Annotated in this window: 18 protein-coding genes; 12 read left to right on the top strand and 6 right to left on the bottom strand. The window is 45.6% G+C overall.

Going from position 1 to position 18,828, the window contains the following annotated elements:
- Positions 1–15 precede the first annotated feature (15 nt).
- A complete protein-coding gene (locus Q0V21_RS11320) occupies positions 16–930 on the top strand; it encodes a hypothetical protein (protein ID WP_079344226.1) in 915 nt (304 codons plus the stop codon).
- Positions 931–1,077: 147 nt separating this feature from the next.
- Here the strand turns inward: Q0V21_RS11320 and Q0V21_RS11315 are convergent, their stop codons facing one another.
- The 3 genes from Q0V21_RS11315 to desA form a co-directional block, all read right to left on the bottom strand.
- On the bottom strand, positions 1,078–1,677 hold the full coding sequence (locus Q0V21_RS11315) for a response regulator transcription factor (protein WP_024631891.1): 600 nt from the start codon (positions 1,675–1,677) through the stop codon (positions 1,078–1,080).
- Positions 1,674–2,822, bottom strand: coding sequence for a sensor histidine kinase (locus Q0V21_RS11310; protein ID WP_285077415.1), 1,149 nt, complete (start codon positions 2,820–2,822; stop codon positions 1,674–1,676). The genes Q0V21_RS11315 and Q0V21_RS11310 overlap by 4 nt, the downstream gene beginning before the upstream one ends.
- Positions 2,823–2,915: 93 nt before the next feature.
- On the bottom strand, positions 2,916–3,974 hold the full coding sequence (desA, locus tag Q0V21_RS11305; RefSeq protein ID WP_024631893.1) for a Delta(5) desaturase DesA: 1,059 nt from the start codon (positions 3,972–3,974) through the stop codon (positions 2,916–2,918).
- Between the two features lie 375 nt (positions 3,975–4,349).
- On the opposite strand from desA, the gene Q0V21_RS11300 reads away from it, so the two are divergent.
- Positions 4,350–5,189, top strand: a complete 840-nt coding sequence (locus tag Q0V21_RS11300; RefSeq protein ID WP_024631894.1) for a YitT family protein — start codon at positions 4,350–4,352, stop codon at positions 5,187–5,189.
- 345 nt (positions 5,190–5,534) lie between these two features.
- The gene (locus Q0V21_RS11295) at positions 5,535–7,697 is read left to right on the top strand and encodes a cytoplasmic protein (protein WP_301878943.1); all 2,163 of its coding nucleotides are present in this window, start codon (positions 5,535–5,537) and stop codon (positions 7,695–7,697) included.
- A gap of 172 nt (positions 7,698–7,869) precedes the next feature.
- On the opposite strand, the gene Q0V21_RS11290 is transcribed toward Q0V21_RS11295, so the two are convergent.
- On the bottom strand, positions 7,870–8,454 hold the full coding sequence (locus Q0V21_RS11290; protein ID WP_367620524.1) for a P-loop nucleotide/nucleoside kinase family protein: 585 nt from the start codon (positions 8,452–8,454) through the stop codon (positions 7,870–7,872).
- A 296-nt stretch (positions 8,455–8,750) separates the two neighbouring features.
- On the opposite strand from Q0V21_RS11290, the gene Q0V21_RS11285 reads away from it, so the two are divergent.
- From Q0V21_RS11285 to Q0V21_RS11275, 3 genes are all read left to right on the top strand, one after another.
- Positions 8,751–9,086, top strand: a complete 336-nt coding sequence (locus Q0V21_RS11285; RefSeq protein WP_301878941.1) for a PadR family transcriptional regulator — start codon at positions 8,751–8,753, stop codon at positions 9,084–9,086.
- Positions 9,083–9,970 carry a permease prefix domain 1-containing protein gene (locus tag Q0V21_RS11280; RefSeq protein WP_301878938.1) on the top strand — a complete coding sequence of 296 codons (888 nt, stop codon included), beginning with the start codon at positions 9,083–9,085 and terminating at the stop codon, positions 9,968–9,970. The genes Q0V21_RS11285 and Q0V21_RS11280 overlap by 4 nt, the downstream gene beginning before the upstream one ends.
- Positions 9,971–10,055: 85 nt before the next feature.
- On the top strand, positions 10,056–10,370 hold the full coding sequence (locus Q0V21_RS11275; RefSeq protein ID WP_301878937.1) for an FtsW/RodA/SpoVE family cell cycle protein: 315 nt from the start codon (positions 10,056–10,058) through the stop codon (positions 10,368–10,370).
- Between the two features lie 106 nt (positions 10,371–10,476).
- Here Q0V21_RS11275 and Q0V21_RS11270 read toward each other — a convergent pair whose 3' ends face one another.
- Positions 10,477–12,249, bottom strand: coding sequence for an ABC transporter substrate-binding protein (locus Q0V21_RS11270; RefSeq protein ID WP_301878936.1), 1,773 nt, complete (start codon positions 12,247–12,249; stop codon positions 10,477–10,479).
- 134 nt (positions 12,250–12,383) lie between these two features.
- Between Q0V21_RS11270 and Q0V21_RS11265 the strand changes: the two genes are divergently transcribed.
- From Q0V21_RS11265 to yidC, 3 genes are all read left to right on the top strand, one after another.
- Positions 12,384–14,003, top strand: a complete 1,620-nt coding sequence (locus Q0V21_RS11265; protein WP_301878934.1) for a DUF4153 domain-containing protein — start codon at positions 12,384–12,386, stop codon at positions 14,001–14,003.
- A gap of 94 nt (positions 14,004–14,097) precedes the next feature.
- Positions 14,098–14,448: a hypothetical protein gene (locus Q0V21_RS11260; protein ID WP_285076751.1), complete on the top strand. Its 351-nt coding sequence runs from the start codon at positions 14,098–14,100 to the stop codon at positions 14,446–14,448.
- Positions 14,385–15,257 (top strand): membrane protein insertase YidC, encoded by an 873-nt coding sequence (gene yidC, locus Q0V21_RS11255; RefSeq protein WP_301878931.1) that lies wholly within the window; start codon positions 14,385–14,387, stop codon positions 15,255–15,257. The genes Q0V21_RS11260 and yidC overlap by 64 nt, the downstream gene beginning before the upstream one ends.
- A 144-nt stretch (positions 15,258–15,401) precedes the next feature.
- Here yidC and Q0V21_RS11250 read toward each other — a convergent pair whose 3' ends face one another.
- The gene (locus tag Q0V21_RS11250; RefSeq protein WP_301878928.1) at positions 15,402–16,517 is read right to left on the bottom strand and encodes a helix-turn-helix transcriptional regulator; all 1,116 of its coding nucleotides are present in this window, start codon (positions 16,515–16,517) and stop codon (positions 15,402–15,404) included.
- A 129-nt stretch (positions 16,518–16,646) separates the two neighbouring features.
- Between Q0V21_RS11250 and Q0V21_RS11245 the strand changes: the two genes are divergently transcribed.
- The 3 genes from Q0V21_RS11245 to Q0V21_RS11235 all read left to right on the top strand — a co-directional run bounded on the left by Q0V21_RS11245 (position 16,647) and on the right by Q0V21_RS11235 (position 18,819).
- Positions 16,647–17,354, top strand: a complete 708-nt coding sequence (locus Q0V21_RS11245) for a class I SAM-dependent methyltransferase (RefSeq protein ID WP_301878926.1) — start codon at positions 16,647–16,649, stop codon at positions 17,352–17,354.
- Positions 17,338–18,435, top strand: a complete 1,098-nt coding sequence (locus Q0V21_RS11240; protein ID WP_301878925.1) for a saccharopine dehydrogenase family protein — start codon at positions 17,338–17,340, stop codon at positions 18,433–18,435. The genes Q0V21_RS11245 and Q0V21_RS11240 overlap by 17 nt, the downstream gene beginning before the upstream one ends.
- 90 nt (positions 18,436–18,525) lie before the next feature.
- Entirely contained in the window at positions 18,526–18,819 is a 294-nt protein-coding gene (locus Q0V21_RS11235; protein ID WP_079344235.1) for a hypothetical protein, read from the top strand.
- Positions 18,820–18,828 lie beyond the last annotated feature (9 nt).

Below are 18,828 nucleotides of genomic sequence, written 5' to 3'. Positions count from 1 at the left end.
AAGGAGGACAACAACATGAGTAAACCTAAATTATGGATGACGATTCCTGTGACAACAGCAGTGCTGCTTGCTCTTGCAGGGTGTGGTGGTCAGGATACCAAAACATCAACAGCGGATAACACATCCCCTGCGGTTGGCGAACAGACTCAGTCAGGAAGTGGAGGAGCGGATTTCTCCGGTGGAACGAAAGATAGCGGAACTGATACAACAGGAACAACGGGCACGGAAGGTTCGGCTGGCAGCGGGACATCAACATCGAATCCGGAAACGGGCAGTAACGGTCAAGCCCAGCAAAGCTCAAACGACATCATTCAGGACATCCGCAGTCAGCTGAAGATGAAAAACGCTTCGTTCCCTACTTCATTTTCCTTGGAAAAAGGAAAACATCTGACTGCATCGATTACATCGAATACTTCAGATGCGTTCCATATTAACTTTTATTCTACTGACCAGCCTGTTGCGGTGAATGATGCTTCGTTGACGGCCTCTGGCAGCAAGGTGCCTGTTCTGGCATCCTATGAAGTGAAGACGTATAAGGATCCGAACAGTACGGATATTTTCCCTGATACAGACTTGAATGACGTGCCGAAGGATATGACAGTGGATCTGGGACATGGCATCAAGGGCATGACTGAAGGCGCGGCGGGCAGTCAGTATCTCACTTGGACAGAAGGGAGATGGACGCTTCAGATTCGATCTGTTTCCCAGGATAACATGAACAATCCGGGGATTGCGAAGAGAATGGTGGAATATTTGGAGACCCATACACTGCCAGTACCAAAGGAAAAAGGATTCGTCAATGTGGAGTACCCAAGCGGTGGTAAAAGCGTCAATGTAACGATCTCCTGGCAAGAAGGCAAGCAGATTCATCAGCTCCAGACCGAGCAGGTGCCTCTGGAAGCTTTGGGCATGGTGGTTTCTGTAAAATAAATCGTATGGCATTATTATGAAGCTTCAAAAGGAAATAGGCTGGCCTGGAGTGAGTGCTCCAGACCAGCCTATTTTTGTATTAGCAAGGTACATCGTTCCATCGTCGTACCTTATTTATTTATGTTTCAGTGGGTTAAAGCGGTACTTTCATTTAAACCACCCTTTTTCTTTTGAGCGGGTAATGGCTTCAATGCGGTTACTCGCATTTAACTTATTGAGGATAATAGAGATGTAATTCCGCACCGTGCCGGTTGTAATAAATAGATGTCCAGCAATTTCCTTTGTATTTTTGCCGTCTGCCATCAGGCCGAGAACGGCATTTTCACGTTCGGTCAGCGGATTCTCTTGTACATAAGCCTCATCCACCAGGTCGGGGGCGAAAATACGTCTTCCATTCATGACCTGACGGATCGCTTCAGCCAGTTCTTCGATAGGGCTATCCTTTAACAGATAACCGCGTACACCGCCTTTCAAAGCGCGTTCGAAATAGCCAGTCCGGGCAAAGGTTGTCAAAATAATGACTTTACAGTTCATACCCTTAAGTTCCTCAGCGGCCTCCAAGCCACTTTTGACGGGCATTTCAATGTCCATCAGACAGATGTCAGGCATATGCTCACGGACAAGAGCAAGGGCTTCCTGTCCGTTGCTTGCACGCCCAACCACCTCCATATCCTCTTCCAGGTTGAGCAGGGAAGACAAGGCCCCCAGCATCATACGCTGGTCTTCGGCGATTACGATCCTGATCATTCTTCAACCTCCTTAATTGGTTTGCGGACTAGCTTGGGAACATGGATGACAATGCTTGTACCTTCCAAGCCTGTTCCGGAGCGAATATCCAGACATCCGTTAACAAATTCAAGTCGTTCTTTCATACCCAAGATTCCAGTACCACGCCGTTCTTGTTTGCGGGTACGTTCGATTCCGACGCCGTTATCCTGAACCGTCAGCACATTATCGGACGGTGTTTCCTCAATACGGATGGTGCATACAGCTGCCTGACTGTGTTTGACAACATTCGTGACAGCTTCTTTCAGACACATGCCGAGCACATTTTCATTCAGCTGGGACGTATCCTGCAATTTCGGATTGCCTTCCAGTACATATTCAATCGAGGCCGCCTTCAAAATCTGTTCGGCACGGAATAGCTCATCTACTAATTGTGTACCACGCATGGTGGTTACCATCTCTCGAACTTCCTTCAGGGCCGTGCTCGCTGTTTGTCTCAGGTCATTCAATTCGATCTCGGCCTGATCGGGATTGGTGCGAAGCAGACGCCTCGCCAAATCGGTTTTTAGACCGATAAGGGAGAGCTTCTGTCCAAGTGTATCGTGCAGATCTCGTGCGATGCGTTGCCGTTCTTCCATTTTCACCAGATCATCCAGCCGTTTGTTGGCATTCTCCAGTTGGCCTTCCAGCTGTTCCCGTTTGTTTTTGTTATACGTGCTGATCGGGAGCAGGATGGATGCCATAAGACTGATGAATACAAACGGAAACTGACTGAGCAGCAGGGTGCTCTGCTTGATGAAACTATAGTTAATGGTTAGAAAACTGGCTGCCAAATTCACCGAATAGAGGGTGAAGAAACCGGCTTTATTTTTAATATTCCCAATAAAAAAAGCAAGAAACAACGAGAAGTAGGCATAATCATAGGCGATGGTCATCGTAATCGATATGGCGATCAGAAGTCCAATCCACATATACACCTGCCAGCCCTTCGTGATGAAGGCAAGCAGATAACAGACGAAGAAGAACAGAATGATGAAAATTCCCGCCACCATGGGCCACAATTTGGAATATTGCGAAATATAATAGAAGGGCAGGATGAAAAAGACGAGCCATACATATGGATTTAAACCTGTATTTTTATAAAAGAGCTGCATCCACTTTTGAATGAAAATTCTCCTCCTCGGACTTGCAGTGTACTCAAACTTAGCCTGACTGTAGCATGACTTAAGCCTGAATACAAGAAAACGAATCCGACAGAGTTAAGGCTTCTCTGTCAGACCCGCTTGGTTGTTTACTCGGATAGGCGGTTGAACGTAAGGCTTGCGGGATAAGGTTTTGATCTCACCAAAGCTAATAAATTGCTTGGATTCTTCGTCCCACAGACGGAAGCGAAGGGCAGCCAGACTGGAACGAAGCGTAATCGTTGTAGCATTCTGCAATGGCGGTGTTGCGTTATGTGCTTCTTCCAAATAATAGTTGGGTACACGTGGGCTCAAGTGATGCACATGGTGGAACCCGATATTGCCGCTAATCCACTGCAACAATTTTGGCAGTTTATAATATGAACTACCTTCTACCGCAGCTTTTACATAACTCCACTCATCTTCATGTTCAAAATACGTATCTTCAAATTGATGCTGTACATAGAACAGCCAGATACCGAAGAAGCCGGAGAAGAAAAATACGGGTGCTTGCACCAGTACAAAAGCCTGCCAGCCGATTAACCAGCACATAAAGGCATAAAGGGCTACAATCAACACTGTAGTCAGGTGAGTATTCATACGTTCTTTACGTCTTGCACCTTTACGGTTAAAGCGGTAAGCGAACAAAAACACATAAATGGGTCCAATACCAAACATGACAAACGGATTACGATAAATACGGTAGAAGAGACGACCCCAAGGGGAAGCGGCTTTGTATTCATCAACGGTCATGACCCAGATATCACCTACACCACGTTTATCGAGATTGCTGCTCGTTGCGTGATGAATGGAATGCTCGTTTTTCCATTGCAGGTAAGGCGTCAGGGTTAATACCCCTGTAATGGTGCCGAGAATGTCGTTGGCACGTTTGCTTTTGAAAAATGAACCATGACAGCAGTCATGGAAGATAATAAATGTTCTAAGGACAAATCCCGAGGCTACGAGGGCAATCGGAAAAGTCAGCCAGTAGGACACGGACAGGCTATAGTACGCTGCGGCCCATAATAATAATAGTGGCAGTATGGAATTCACTAATTGTTGGATACTCAGGCGAAGATTATTTTTCTCATAAGGGGTTACTTCTTTTTTAAGCGCCATCTCTTTGGTTCTGCTCATAGACGTACGTCCTCCTTCAATGGTCGATAACTGTACTCAGTCATAACCTAACGCTTCCTGGGAAAATGTCTCCGAGTGAGGCGTTTTTATCATTGTATAAGAATGCGTCCAGTGCAGTAAGTCATAAACGTCAGCACTTTGTAATGATGAATATCAATGATGATCCATGACAAATGTCATGTGTGGACGATGGGAATCCGCTTTGTAGAGCTAAAAAAGCAGTATTTTCAGAATCCTTTGTACAATTCGCGCAACAATTTGTATTATGTATACAAATTTTGCTCATGGCATGGTAGAATCTATCATTGAGTGGTTATGACAACTTATGAAATTGGTTGATAGGTTGATTTTCTGATGGATTGGATGGAGTGAATGATGAAGAAAAGAATAACGGATATTCTATTTATTATGGCGGGTGCATTTCTGTTCGCACTTGCAGTAAACCTGTTCGTCATCCCGAATGATTTGGCTGAAGGTGGCGTTACCGGGATTACCATTATTTTGTATTATCTCTTTGAATGGTCTCCTGGACTAATGAACTTGCTTCTGAATGGTATTTTGTTGCTTGTGGGGTACAAGTTTCTGGACAGAACGACTACGGTGTATACCATAATTGCGGTGGTATTCAACTCGCTGTTCCTGCACTTGACCGAGAGCTGGACGATCGCCTCGGACGAGCTTTGGATCAATACTATTTTTGGTGGATTATTTGCCGGTCTGGGTATCGGCTTGATTGTTAGAGTAGGTGGCACAACGGCGGGGACGGTTATTCTGGCCCGACTTGCCAACAAATATCTGGATTGGAACATCAGTTATGGACTGTTATTCTTCGATCTGATCGTGGCGTTCTCTTCATTCTTCATTATAGGGCCGCAAGGGTTGATGTGTACGATTGTCATGCTGTTCGTTGGGACCAAAACGATGGAGTTCATTATTGAAGGGCTCAATCCGAAAAAAGCAGTTACGATTATATCTGCCAAACAGGATGCCATTGCTCAGCAGGTCATTGAGAAGATGGATCGGGGAGTCACCGTCCTGTCTGGTCATGGCTATTATACGAAGAACCCGAAAGAAATCTTATATATTGTCATTAGCAAACAAGAAGTTCCGATGCTGAAGAAGATTGTGCGAGCGGAGGACGAAATTGCGTTCATAACGATTCATGATGTACGTGACGTATTTGGTGAAGGATTCATTGAATTGTCCAAATCGTAATGAATGAAGCGTGTATATAAAGAAGTAAGGTAGCTGCGGTGTTTATCACTGCGGCTTTTTTGTTGTACATTTTGTAAATTCTTATACGCCAAGGAGCAAAGACAAAAAGCTGTACACTTGTGGAACCGATGATATATTGAATTCACTTCGTTAATAAGAACGTGGTATAATATGCATTAATCAGGCTATGGTATCCCTTCCTTCTGAACTCTTAATAGTACTAGGGGTACCGCTTCCCTGATTTTTTTAGTTTTTGGACCGCTTTATACATATGAAGAACCGTCACGAGATAGGCCAAGTATACCAATGCTGAATATATTATCGTCATGTGGGAGAGTACAAGTAATGGACTTATTCTCAATCTATTTCAGCAGGAATTTGAAAGTGATCATCGCAGAGCGCAAGGGCAAGCTGCCTGTGCGTATATTGGCGACTGCACTTAGAAATTTGGAATCGCTGGGATATACGTTTTCGACGAAACTGATAGATGTGCTGCGCACATGGGAACGCAGCGGATTCGTTTCCTGGTTTGAGCGACTGATGGGTGAGCTTCAACAGATGAAAGAAATCGATTTACAGGAAACCATCATGTATCCCAGATTTCCCAAGCAAAAAATGAATATTCAGGAGAGTCAGCTTTATCTGAATGTTTTGATGCACTCATGGAAAAAGCAGTTTCCTGAACATGAAAATGAACAGGAGCAGCGCATATTATGGCTGGACAAGCTGCGCCTGCGTGTAATTCAGCTTGGCAGTGAAGCGGATTTTTACCAAGTGGGAATAGACCTGCTTGCAGCGAAGGCTGCGTTAAAGCCAGCTGAAAGAGATCAGTTGATCTGGTTTGCAACAGAGTATGAGGGCTGGTCCGCATATGAGCCAGAGCCAGGGCAAATACCTGTGAGGGAAAATGCAGCCGTTTATTGTGCGGCTTTATTAAAGGCGGGGCGTGCTTCGTTGGAGCAATTCCAGCGGCATTTGCGGACAGCAACAGATATATTGTGCTTGGCTGTGGCCTGTTCCGATGGAGATGTCACTTTGAAGGAGACTACCCGCTTCCGTTCATTTAACCGATCTGAACGTCGGGTAATACTCGCTTTACTGGAGGCCGCTTCGGACCCGTTGGAAGATTTGTTTCGATATAAAGGGCGCTGGCTGAGATTGGCCGAGCGATTGCATCCGGGTGAGTATCAGCACCGTTATCCAAGGGCAGTAGCGGCGCTGAACGAGTTGCGACGCGGTAAACGACCGCTTACCTTTCATGGCAGGGTGGAACGGGCATTTGAACAGAAGGATAACCAGCTTATTCTGGTGACGCTCACAGAACGTCCAATAGAGATGGTCGGTCAGCTGGACCGAATGATTCGTTCCGGTGTTCCGGTACAGCATGTGATCGGCAAATTGGAAGTTGTGGAAGAAATGGTCTCGACTCGGGTGCTGCTTCGGGTGTTGGCCCACTTCTGCACAAGGAATGAGTTCCTGCCCAGGAGGAGCTTTTTCCCAAAAGGCAACACGGCAAATCTGTATGTCTCCACAAAACCGTTGCAGCCCATATCACTGGAGGATATTCATACGGTAATTTCTGCGGTAGAACATATACTGTTGAAACGATTTGCCGGGCTTCCCCCACTTGGTAATGTCTATATTGATGAGAGACTTCAAGACTTTACGGTTCCATCGGGGAAACGCCGGGCAAGCGAATCCATTCGAACTCTATCGCGTTCGTCATGGCTATCGTTGCCCACTGGAGATACGGTGCGCTTTTTCCTGTGGTGGAAAGAAGGCATGATGGGCGATGAACCAACCGGTCGTGTGGATGCCGATCTGTCGAGTGTACTTTATGATTCGATCTGGCGTTATATCGACCAGACATCCTGCACCTATCGGCAAGCGGATGAATATCAGGCTGCACATAGCGGTGAAATGGTGAAGGCACCTGATGGAGTGGCAAAGTATATGGATGTGCACTTGCCGTCGGTTTCCAGGTTGGGCGCACGTTATATGGTGATCATGGTTGACGCATTCAGGGCAGATGCCTTCAAGGACCTGCCGGAGTGTTATGCTGGCTGGATGATGCGTCAGGCGCCACAGTCGGATGAGATGTTTGAACCTTCAACGGTGCAGGAGCGAATTGAACTGACGGCGGATGTCCGTATTTGTATTCCGGCCATTATTGATGTAGAGGAGCGCCGCATTTTATGGTGTGATCTCGGCCTAAAGAGACATCCTAAAAAGCATCATACTGAGGAGAACAACAAGGCCGATTTGGCTTGGATAGCGCGGGCAATGACGGAGTTGAAACGACCGGATTTATATACCTTATTCATGCTTCACGCTAAAGCTAGGGGAACATTGGTGGAGACACTAGGGATGGCCAATCTCGTATTTACAGCAGAGCTGGAATCCAATCGAGTGGCTGAAGTGGCAGAGTATCTGACAGAAGGGCCGCCCGTGGATCGCACCGTGATTACACCTCTGGAGCAGGATTATATTACGAAGCATTTTTTGTAACGAGGATGGAGACTGGATGTAACGTTTGGTCATAGCTCATTGTAGAGGGGTATTTGTCACGTTAGACCTGTGCGGGTCATCATGACATATACCCCTTTTAAGTGCGGATTAATGAGCGTATAAGCTAAGCATGAGAGTGTACTGAACGGATGGGTTCAGGGTCATTCCATGTTTATTCGTATATTCGTTGTTCGACTTCAGCAAACGCGATATCAGGGCTCTCATCGGAATTATCGATATAAGCCACGGCTGAAGCAGGCAACGGCCAGGCGATTTGTTTTCGGGTAAGTGAAGCTGTGAAGGCATCCCAGTTTTCCAGCTTCCACTCATCCAGCGGAGATTGTCTGTCTGTAATCCGCTCACGATACAACGCTTCATTTGCCAGATAAATATAGGCTACACGTACATCCGTATCGTCGAGGGAACGTCCGATCCGTGCGAGTTCCTGCTCGATCCAGTCCGGAGTTCCGATTTCTTTGGTAAAGGGTCCAACAACAACCGTATCGATACCCAATTGCACGTTGTCCAGTGCAGCATCCATCGTAATACGATATCCCAGGTCACGGCATAACCGTTTGTATTCCGGTGAATCGCGATCGGATGGATCGAGTCCCTGTAGGGTCATTATTGCTTCGGCAGCAGGACGCAGCAGGATATCCATATCAAAAAAAGCAGCTTTATATTTACGGGAAAGGGCTTTGGCAAGGGTTGTTTTGCCGCTCCCGGCCCCGCCGAGAAAGAATATCAATTTGCTCATGGTTTGGATGGCCTCCTCATAATGGTTAGAACGAATATGTAATATGAAAACAAAGAATAGAGAGATTCAGTATAGTATCTCAGATGTGAAATGACTTGTTTATTTTATCATAAACGTATCCAATTCATAGCTGGATAGAAAAGGAAGAATCAGGTAATATAATACCTAGTTTTACTATGCATAGAATTCCGATGTATGTAGCCAAGTGATTTTATTAGGTTCACGTTTATTTTTAAGAAGTGGTAAAAGTGGTTGATGTTATTGGGTAGGAGCATGAACAAAAGGGAGTGACAGCTTTGCAGGTAAACAAACAAATGATTAAAGGCAGCACGGAAACATTGATTCTTACACTACTGAAGGAACAGCCGCTTTACGGTTATGAATTGATTAAGGAACTCCATCGTCAATCCGAAGGTGTGTTTAATTTGAAAGAAGGTACGTTATATCCCATTTTGCACGCGATGGAGCTTGAAGGGTGGGTGGAGTCCTACTGGATGGAGGTTGAAGGTAGGAAACGTAAATATTATTCAATTTGTGATAAGGGTGTTGAGGCGTTAAAGCATAAAAAAGCCGAGTGGCTTTTATTCCGCGGTGCCGTGGATCGGGTGCTTGGGGAGGGGGGGCTTACATGACGGATCGACATGAGAAGGTTAAACATTATCTTGATCAAATGTGTAGTCAGGTTAAGGCACGTGAAGTACATACGGATCTGCGTGATGAGCTTGGCAATCACATGGAAGAAATGATGTTGGACAAGCAGCAAGAGGGACTGAGCCAGGAAGAGGCAGCTGCATACGCCATTGAGCAGATGGGTGATCCCGCAGTTGTCGGCAAAAGTATGCACAGATTGCATCGTTATCGTATGCATTGGGGGCTATTAGTTGGATTACTTGGTTTGGCTACAGTAAGCCTGTTGTTAATGTGGATTTTTACGACCAATGTTACAGTGAAAATATATCAGGAACTGTATAGCAATCATGTAATATACACTGTTATGGGTTTCATATTCATGTTGTTCTTTATTTACTTTGATTATCGAAAATTTAAAGAAGCGGCTTGGTGGATCTATATTCTGCTTAATGCCATGCTTTGGATGAATCCAGTGCTATCTTCAACTTACAATGGTATAAATAGATTTTGGGTGTTACCATTCGGCTTTGTGCTAGATGTGACGACGGTTTCAATGTGGGTATTGCCACTTGCCATTGGCACAATTATGCTGGACAAGCTTCGTTCCAATTGTAATATGCTATCCATATTGACATACATTACGATGGTAACGTTCCCTGCAGTACTATTGTTTCAAATATCGGACTGGGTTCGCTTGTTTCTGTTTGGCATAATGTCCATTATTTTATTTGGCTGGCTCACGCGAAAATGGCTTTATACCGTCGTAGGTGCTGTAATAACAGGATGTGTTTTTGTGTTTTTATTGTTTTTTGCGGATCAATATGGACGTCTAGAGAGGCTCTCTGTCGTTTTGAATCTTCAGACTGACCAACAATTCCATTATTGAAGTTATTCGATCAGCGGGCTGGTGGGGCAACGGGATTGACACAACGTTCGACATGTTTAAAACGGGCTATAAGGATTACCCAGGTGTGCTGCTCATAGATGTGTTTGGCTGGTCAGCCGGGATACTGTTATTGGTGGGTATCATCTGGTTTGTTGCCAGTATGGTGAAGATACTTCCTCGTATCCGGGATGATTTTGGTCGTATGATTATTGTCAGTATCACCGCTATGTTTGCAATGCAAATCATCTATTCGTTGGCGCTGACCACAGGCAAAGCTCCGATTCTTAGTATTTCTTTTCCTTTTATAGGATACGGAAATCACCTGATTTTTGAATATGTTATGCTCGGTTTACTTCTTGGTGTGTACCGTCGTAAGGATACCATTTCAACAAAAAAATGAAAAATGAGGAAGAAGGTGGATGCGGATCCAATGATCAGTTCATAGGCATCCAAAATCATTACCGCATCTTGAAACGAAGATATAGTTAATCTCGTTAAATGATTAATCAAGGGAACCAGATGTGACGGAGGTTTACCCAACCCTGGCTGTTAAAGGAGAGGCCGCGAACGGAAGGCAGGTAGGCAGTCTCCACCGGTTTTTCAGTTAAATGGAACAATAGACTCTGCTGCACCAAAAATTGTTCGATCCGATCCAGCTCGCCAGTTCGGTCTGCGGATATTTGCGAAGCAACAACGGTTTGCAGCATCTCTTGAACGCTTTTCTTAGAAGAGTCGTCCAGATGCTCGGATAAGGTGAGATAAAGGTCGTATCTTCGCAATTCTTCGTCCCGGTCCCGAATCAGGGAGAAGAGAATCAGATCAGATTCCAGTCTCAGGTTCCCTTTGAATTCCTCCATCGTGCCTATGCGGACAGTACATGAAAAACCACACATTTCCAATGAAGATGCCAAACGTTTAGCATCCATCCGATATTGCGGAATGGTTGCGATGTGCAGGGAGATGGGGGTGGCTAAAGTGGAAGGATGAGACGAGTGAGTCGTCTCTTCCGCATGTATCAACTTTTGATCAGAATCTCCTGGATCACTTTCATTCATATCGGTACTATACAATTCAGCAATACATGCCTGAACATGTGCTCTTACATCCGGATCGCTTAGCGGTCCGGTTTTTTGCGTATTACAAGTTAGTAATTTGCACACCATCACGCCAGCACTAATCTGCGTCCAGTCTCTACCCGCAGACGAAGATGGATTATGAACAAGGTGAAAGAAGGGAGATTCGATCTCTTGCTTTTCATCCACATGTGCAGGGGCACTCCACGGAATTTGTAGAATGTCTACGCGGTCCAGATGGGCTCTGCCTTGAAAATACATCGGAAAAGCTTCTAGTCTGCACAGGTGATCATCCCAGGCAGTGACCTTGAAAGGCCCCGTTCCTATAGGTATCTGCATGGTATTCGATACGTCTGGGTCATTTTCTCCATCTTTATGTTGCCCGTATAGGGCTTGTGAAGCAACAATCGCTGCACGGCTCGTAGAAAGAAACGGCAAAAACAATTCGTGTGGGGCTCTGAGCTTGAAACATACGGTCAAGGGATCTACTGCTTCAATCGTTAGAATTTGTTTGCTCACATCGCGGTATAATGTCCGTCGTTCTGTGGATTGCAGTCGTTCAAATGTATACACCACATCTGCGGCTGTCAGCAGGCGTCCATTGTGAAACGTAATCCCTTTTCGCAAATAAAAGAACCATGTCTTCCGATCTGGACTGATATCCCAGGTATGAGACAGACAAGGAACAATCTCTCCATGTTCATTACGCTGAACCAGCCCATCGAACACATGACTGGTGACAAAAGATTCGGCCAGCAAATTGATATAAAGGGGATCAAGCGCGTGCAGCTGTTGGCGGATCGGTAACCTTAACGTATCAATTCGCTCATTATGAGTACCAGATTCTGTATGGTGTCCAGAATAACCAAGCAACCACTGATTCAGGTGATCCTGCATTGTCGTGGAACTGGAGAAAGCACCAACCTGTTCGGCGGCTTGCTGTAACTCGCGGCGATTCATGGCCTGCATCATGTATTCTGCCGCAATTAGATCAGCTGGAACCAGCAGGGTCAACATAGAACGCCGTCCACGTCCACGTTGGGACAACCACCGAATCCATTCATGGGCAACCATTTTTTTGACGATCGTTAACGTGTTACGGTGTGTACAATCGAGCAGTTCCGCGAGGTCAGAGAGCGTGACTTCATGTTCTCGTAGTTGACCAAACCGGCTATGGAGCAGCAAATATTGCTGATGTAATTTCAAAGTTTTGGTCCCTCCTGGAGGTTATATCTGATGCAATATATTAAAATAAGAAGTTTTATCCACTTTAGTTTCTATTTATATTCTTATTTTATCATCTAAAATGAAGCCTAGAAAGTTTAATGGAGGTTTTTCCCATGATTGATAAAATAATGACTTCACCCAACCGCCCTGTAATTACGCTACTTTCCTCATTCATGTTGGCTATCATTCATCAGTATTTGTTCTATGGCAAGGAGGTTGGTGTTTCCTATCCCATCTTTGTTATCCTCTTTTATGGCTTTATGGTCTTGTTTACCAGGGACCGCGTGCGGCCATTAACAATGATTGATGCTTTTATGGCTGGAGTGGTGTTGATGCTGGCGCTAACGTTTCTGTTATACGACAATGAACCGCTGCGCATACTTAATTTTCTGGTCGTACCGGGGCTTATTATCTTACATATGACTTATCTTGTCGGCAGAAAACAGAGACAATGGTGGGACATGGGTTTAATCGGTACCGCTATAGACCATTTGCTGCCACAATCCATCCGTCACTGGGGAACCGTCGCAAGAATCACTGCGAAAACAGGGGGACGTGGGTGGGGTAAAGCACAGAAAACGGTTGCTTTCAAAGTGTTCATTGGCCTTATAGCATCCGTTCCCATCCTCATCGTGGTCGTAGCACTGCTCTCCTCAGCAGATGGAATTTTTAATGAGTATTTATCCGGTTTTCCGGAGTGGTTGAACCAACTCACACTTACTCCAGGACTTCCCAGAGTGATCTGGATTCTCATCGCGGGTGTTTTATTGTTCGGGTACGTATGGGGATTTGTACAGCCGTTGCAATATGAAGCAGAGAAGAGAGAGAATGCACATTTGAAAAATGGAAAAGCTTTTGTGGCTGCTTCAGTAATCGAAAAGCAAGGAGACCCTTCCGTAAACCCGATAATGGAGGGTCAGGTAGCGAATGAGATCTTACCTGAGGCAATTCCTACTCAAGCTCATCGAGAACCTTTGAGATTGGATCCCGTCATTGTAGGCACGATGCTGCTGGTCATCAACTGTGTGTACGTACTGTTTGTACTTGTACAATTTTCTTACCTTTTTGGAGCGGGTGAGGGACGGCTTCCATCAGACTTATCCTATGCGGAGTATGCAAGAAGTGGATTTGCGGAGCTGGTTCTCGTTACAGGTATTAACTTTTTTATTCTGATTATTGCCCTGCAGTTCACACGTTCAAGCAGCAAAGTAGGTTCTGTTGTACATCAGGTATTGCTCTTTGTCCTGGTCGGTTGTTCCGCAATCATGCTGTATTCGGCGTTTATACGCCTCAACCTGTATGAAGAGGCTTATGGATATACCTACATTCGGTTTCTCGTGCATGCATTCATGATTTTTCTGGCACTGCTGCTTCTTATTGCAGCCCTTCGAATCCGTTATACGTCTATACCGTTGATCCGATGGTATATCGTACTGTCCCTTACAGCCTATGTAGCTATCAACTATGTGGGCATGGATCATCGAATTGCATCGCTTAATATTGAACGGTATCATCAGACAGGCCATATTGACGCATCCTATTTGGCAAATTTATCTTCAGATGCAGTTCCGCTACTGCGTGAATTTGCCGAGGAAGAGTATCCAGAATTAAAAGATGCTATGCTGGAGCGCTATGCGTATGTACAGACGGAAAAGGTAAACCATTCATGGACATCCTTTAATCTGGCAAGATATCGGGCCTCAAGAGAATTAACACCGTTGAGAACAGAGTGAATTCATGCAATTATCGTTTCCAACAATGAATTTATGCAAAATCAATATGTAAGTGTTATACTATAAAAACTAACCTATAAAGGGGGTGAATCCCTTGTTTGAACTTCATGAATTGATACCCTATATATTTACAATTGGACTCATTTTCACAGTAAGCTATGCCTATATTGCCCATCTTCACTGTGGTGTGACCGAGTTCTGGATGGAAGGCGGAGCCGGAGGCGGCCTGGAGCCTGGCTTGCCAGCCTTGTCCTTGGACGGACAGCACAGACCTGAAGCTTTAAGTCGAATCGTCAGACGGCGAGAATCACCGGATGAAGATGAACCAGATTGCAAATCCTCGTTGAATCCATTTTCTACAAATCAACGAGGAGGATATATATGGAACATAAGACAAGCAAGGGGTTCACTTTTACATCTGGCAAGGGACGGATCTATGGGCTGATTGCAATTCTATTTGCAGTTATGCTATTGGCTGGATGCAGTAACAACGTCTCAGAGATTAATTCATCAACACCGGGAATCTTTAACCATTATGTTGTATTTCCGTTGTCGTATCTCATTCAGCACATTGCAACGATATTTAATGGAAGTTATGGGGTAGCTATTATAGTGATTACCCTCGTTATCCGTCTTGCGTTGTTGCCATTGATGATGCGGCAAGCCAAATCTCAGCAAGGTACCCGAGTGATTATGAATGCTATGAAGCCGGAGATGGATGCGCTCAAGAAAAAGTATGAGGGCAAAAATGACCCGGCCGATAAGCAAAAGCTTTCACAGGAAACGATGGAGCTGTACAAGAAGCACAAGTTCAATCCGTTGAATATCGGATGCTTGCCACTGCTGATTCAGTTGCCGATTCTGTCAGGTATCTACACAGCTATCCGGCTTACGCCGGAGCTGTCATCCCACTCATTTCTGTGGTTCAAATTGGGAGCGCCTGACTACGTGCTTGCCGTTGTGGTTGCGGTAATTTACCTGATTCAAGCCAAGGTTTCGCAAGCCAATATGGCGCCTGAGCAGCGAAAACAGTTCGCAATTATGGGATATATCTCTCCATTAATGATGGCCTTTTTCTCTCTTTCGGCTCCGGCAGCGATGCCGCTGTACTGGACGATTGGCGGTTCATTCCTGGTCTTGCAGACGTTATTGTTCCGCAAATTGTACCCGGTTGAACACCCGCAGGAGCCTGTTACTGTACAGGTGAAGAACATTAAACCTGCCAAGAAGCCTGCCAAACCGGCCAAGTCTTAATTGTTCATTGGTGAGAACGGTATTGTAGGTTCACATGAATTAACGTATGTGTTGATATAGCTGATATTTCCTTCACCATCCTTTCGAGCAAAGATGCCTTGTCCAATCGGACAAGGCATCTTTTTTTCACGTCATAATCAGCACTTAAATCGCAGGTTCATCGGATAACTGGAAACGGGATACAAAATACCAGATCAGTTCACGGCGGGAGAATACATCTGTTTTGGCAAAAATGGATTTTAAATGATCCTGTACCGTGTAAGCGGAAATATGCATCGCTTCAGCAATTTCCTTGGAAGAGTAACTGCGCAGCACATAACCCAACAGCTCCCGTTCACGAACGGATAACCCATGACTCTCGGCAAGCAAAGGCAGCAAATCCTGCGGCATGGCCTGCTCAAGCCTAATCGCAATCTGATCCGGACCTGAATACTGTTGCATGCGGCTGGCATGAAGTACCAGGTAGCGACCATCCAGGAGTTGAATGCAGACTTTGGAAGGAGAATGATGCAGAGGAACTTGCGCAACCATCGAATCGGGATCTGTACGAGTCTGACGCTGGAGGTGGGAACTGACGGCACGGACGGGGCGTGGCAATATATCTGGCCCCACATGCTCCAACAAACGTAATTGTGATAACCAATATTGAGCGGGAGCGTTCACGGATAAGAGCTCGAAAGCGCCCGATGTAATCATAATACCTGGTTCCACGGGACTTCCGCTCTTGATCTCGTCCATAAGAGTCAGACTTGTGGATCGTAACATCAATGCAATAGAGGGAGTCCATGCCTGGATGATTAGTCGCTCCTCTTCTGTGAATACCAGTTGTCCAGTCTTGCGATACAGGGTCAGATACCCCCAACAAGCGCCACCACTTACCAGTACGGCCCGAAGTTCATCGCCGAAACCTGCTGGTTGAAGAATGTTATCATAGCGAGCGCTTGGTACAGTTTTTTTGCTAAGCGATGCATGAAGGGTCGCTGTATGCTCACCGCTGCGAATCAAATCAGCATACTTATGTATGTCTTCTTCCATGTATTCATTAACGAACAGCCGATCGTGAATGGCCTCAATACCATCTTCTGTCACGGCACCCGTGGAGAGAAGGGTCTGTGGATCAACCGTTGTGAAGCAATACGCATCATAGGCAACGCTGTTCTGGATTTGTTTCAGTACAGCTTCCCGGTAGGTGCGCGAGGTCCATGTTCCTTTTTCGAGAGAAGTAATGAGTCGCTGGTTTCGTTCCATACGTGATGTCATATAGCTTTCTCCTCTCCCCATGCAGATATCCCATTGTTCTGGGATTGTTCGCTCTGCGTATCCTTCTATAATGAAATTAGACAAACGAAGAGTCAAGTCTAACTTGAATTGATGAGGAGTGTAGTATCGATGAACCACAATCAACTACCTATGAGCTGGGATACGGCGGATGAAAACCGTTACGAACAATCGATAGTCCTGAAAATTCCGGGTTATTCTCATATGCATGATCTGATGGAGCGACTACTTGCCGCTTCTATCACAGGTAACAACGAAGCTGAAATACTGATTGTTGGAGCAGGGGGAGGCAAGGAGTTGGCTCTGCTTGGAACTCGCCATGCGGGATGGACGTTTACTGGAGTAGATCCTTCCCAGCAGATGCTTCAGTTAGCAGAAAGAAGAGTCCAAGAAGCCGCTATCATCGGCAGAGTGCAGCTTAAATGCAAGACACTTGAAACGCTGCCGGAAGAAGGTATATACGATGGGGCGACAAGCATGCTAATGCTGCATTTTATTCAGGGGATGGAGTCCAAAAGAAGATTCCTGTCCAACCTTGCAGCTAGACTCAAACCTGGAGCACCACTCATTATTGCAGCAGTGAATGCCGATCTTCGTTCGCCTGTATATTCAACCATGATGCAAGCCTGGCAGGATCACATGTTAAGTAATGGTGTCCAGCCTGAAGAATGGGAGCGGTTTGCAGCTTCCCTTGGCCGAGAGTCGGACCCCATCTCATCTGAACAGATGATAGAGCTTTTGGCAGAATGCGGATTCTCCTACATTACACGTTATTTCGGAGCATTCTGGGTGGAGGGATATTATGCGAAACGAAGCTAAAGTGGAGTCTGTGAAAGACCAGATTTGGGTTGTTGGTGGATATGGTCAAGTGGGGCAAATGATATGTACGCAACTGGCACACTCGTTTCCAGGTAAGGTATGGGCGGCAGGTACGCGGATGAACCGGGCTGAAGAATTCAGCCGATCTACAGGTGGTATAGTTCAGCCGCTCCAATTGGATGTACGAAAAGCGATTGATCCTGTTCTGCTTCAATCCGTCAAGTTGGTGGTCATGTGTGTGGACCAGACGGATACCCGATTTGTTGAGGCTTGTGCGAAAGCAGGGACAGATTATATCGATATTTCGGCCAATTATGATTTCCTGGGTCAGGTCGAACAATTGCATTCCAAAATGCAGCGTTTCAAAGCTACAGCCATGCTCAGTGTGGGACTGTCGCCTGGTGTGACCAATCTGCTTGTGCGTGAAGCGGGAGCTCATATGGAACAAGTGGACGAAGCAGACATTACCGTTATGCTGGGCCTGGGTGAGAAACACGGGAAAGCCGCTGTAGAGTGGACTGTGGATCAGATGAATGCTACCTATCAGGTCATGAAAAAGGGTAAACCAGCCGAAGTCCAAAGTTTTCACGATGGTAAATGGATTGATTTTGGCGCAGACCTGGGTCGCAGGAAAGCATATCGGTTTAACTTTTCGGATCAGCATGTTGTTGCTCGTACACTTCGTATTCCCACCGTGTCCACCAGGTTATGTCTTGATTCCCGTTGGATAACCAGATCCATGGCGATCTCGAAACGTATGGGACTGTTCACACTGCTGCGTATTCCTTCCTTTCGAAATGGTACCGTCAAGGTATTTGGCGTTATTCCCGGAGGGGAGCCGATGTTTGCAGTCAAGGTAGATGCAGTAGGTTGGACAAAGGGCAAGCCGATCCATGTCGAACAGCTGCTGGTTGGCGAGCGTGAAGCAGATGCGACAGCAGCTGTTGCTGCGGCAGTAGCAGATCGAATGTATCGGACGGAACTGCCGCATGGTGTTTTCCACATTGAACAGTGCTTTTCTTTGCAGAACATTCAGGATGCACTTCCTTTTCCATTGAAAGTAACAACGAAAATCAGCTAAATCATATATGTTGTTGGGTCATTTTTTTTGCTCAGACGCTCTGATCTGCTATGATGGAACAAATAATTATGGCTAGAACGGAGGGAGATCATGAACTGTATTGCTGTATTACCTTATTACAAAATACAGAGAGAAGTGACGGGTCTCGCACAGGAAGTACTGCAGAGTGATCGGTCCATGATACTGTATTCAGACAAGATTGTAACGAAATACCGCGAGTTTCATATCACGGAAGTGTTCGACATGTCTTTTCGGAGAATCGGCAATGAAGGTGGCTTTTTCTATCTCCATACAAGCACGGGAGTCTATCCTTACATGGTTAATATTGATCCCAAGCCTTTTATCCAAACATTCAGAACAATGACAACTCAAAAATTAACTTAATCTTGACCT

It is taken from the genome of Paenibacillus sp. 11B (assembly GCF_030487755.1).
Taxonomy (GTDB): Bacteria; Bacillota; Bacilli; order Paenibacillales; family Paenibacillaceae; genus Paenibacillus; species Paenibacillus vandeheii.
Note: the sequence above shows the minus strand (reverse complement) of the source record. Positions and strands in the feature narration are given on the sequence as shown.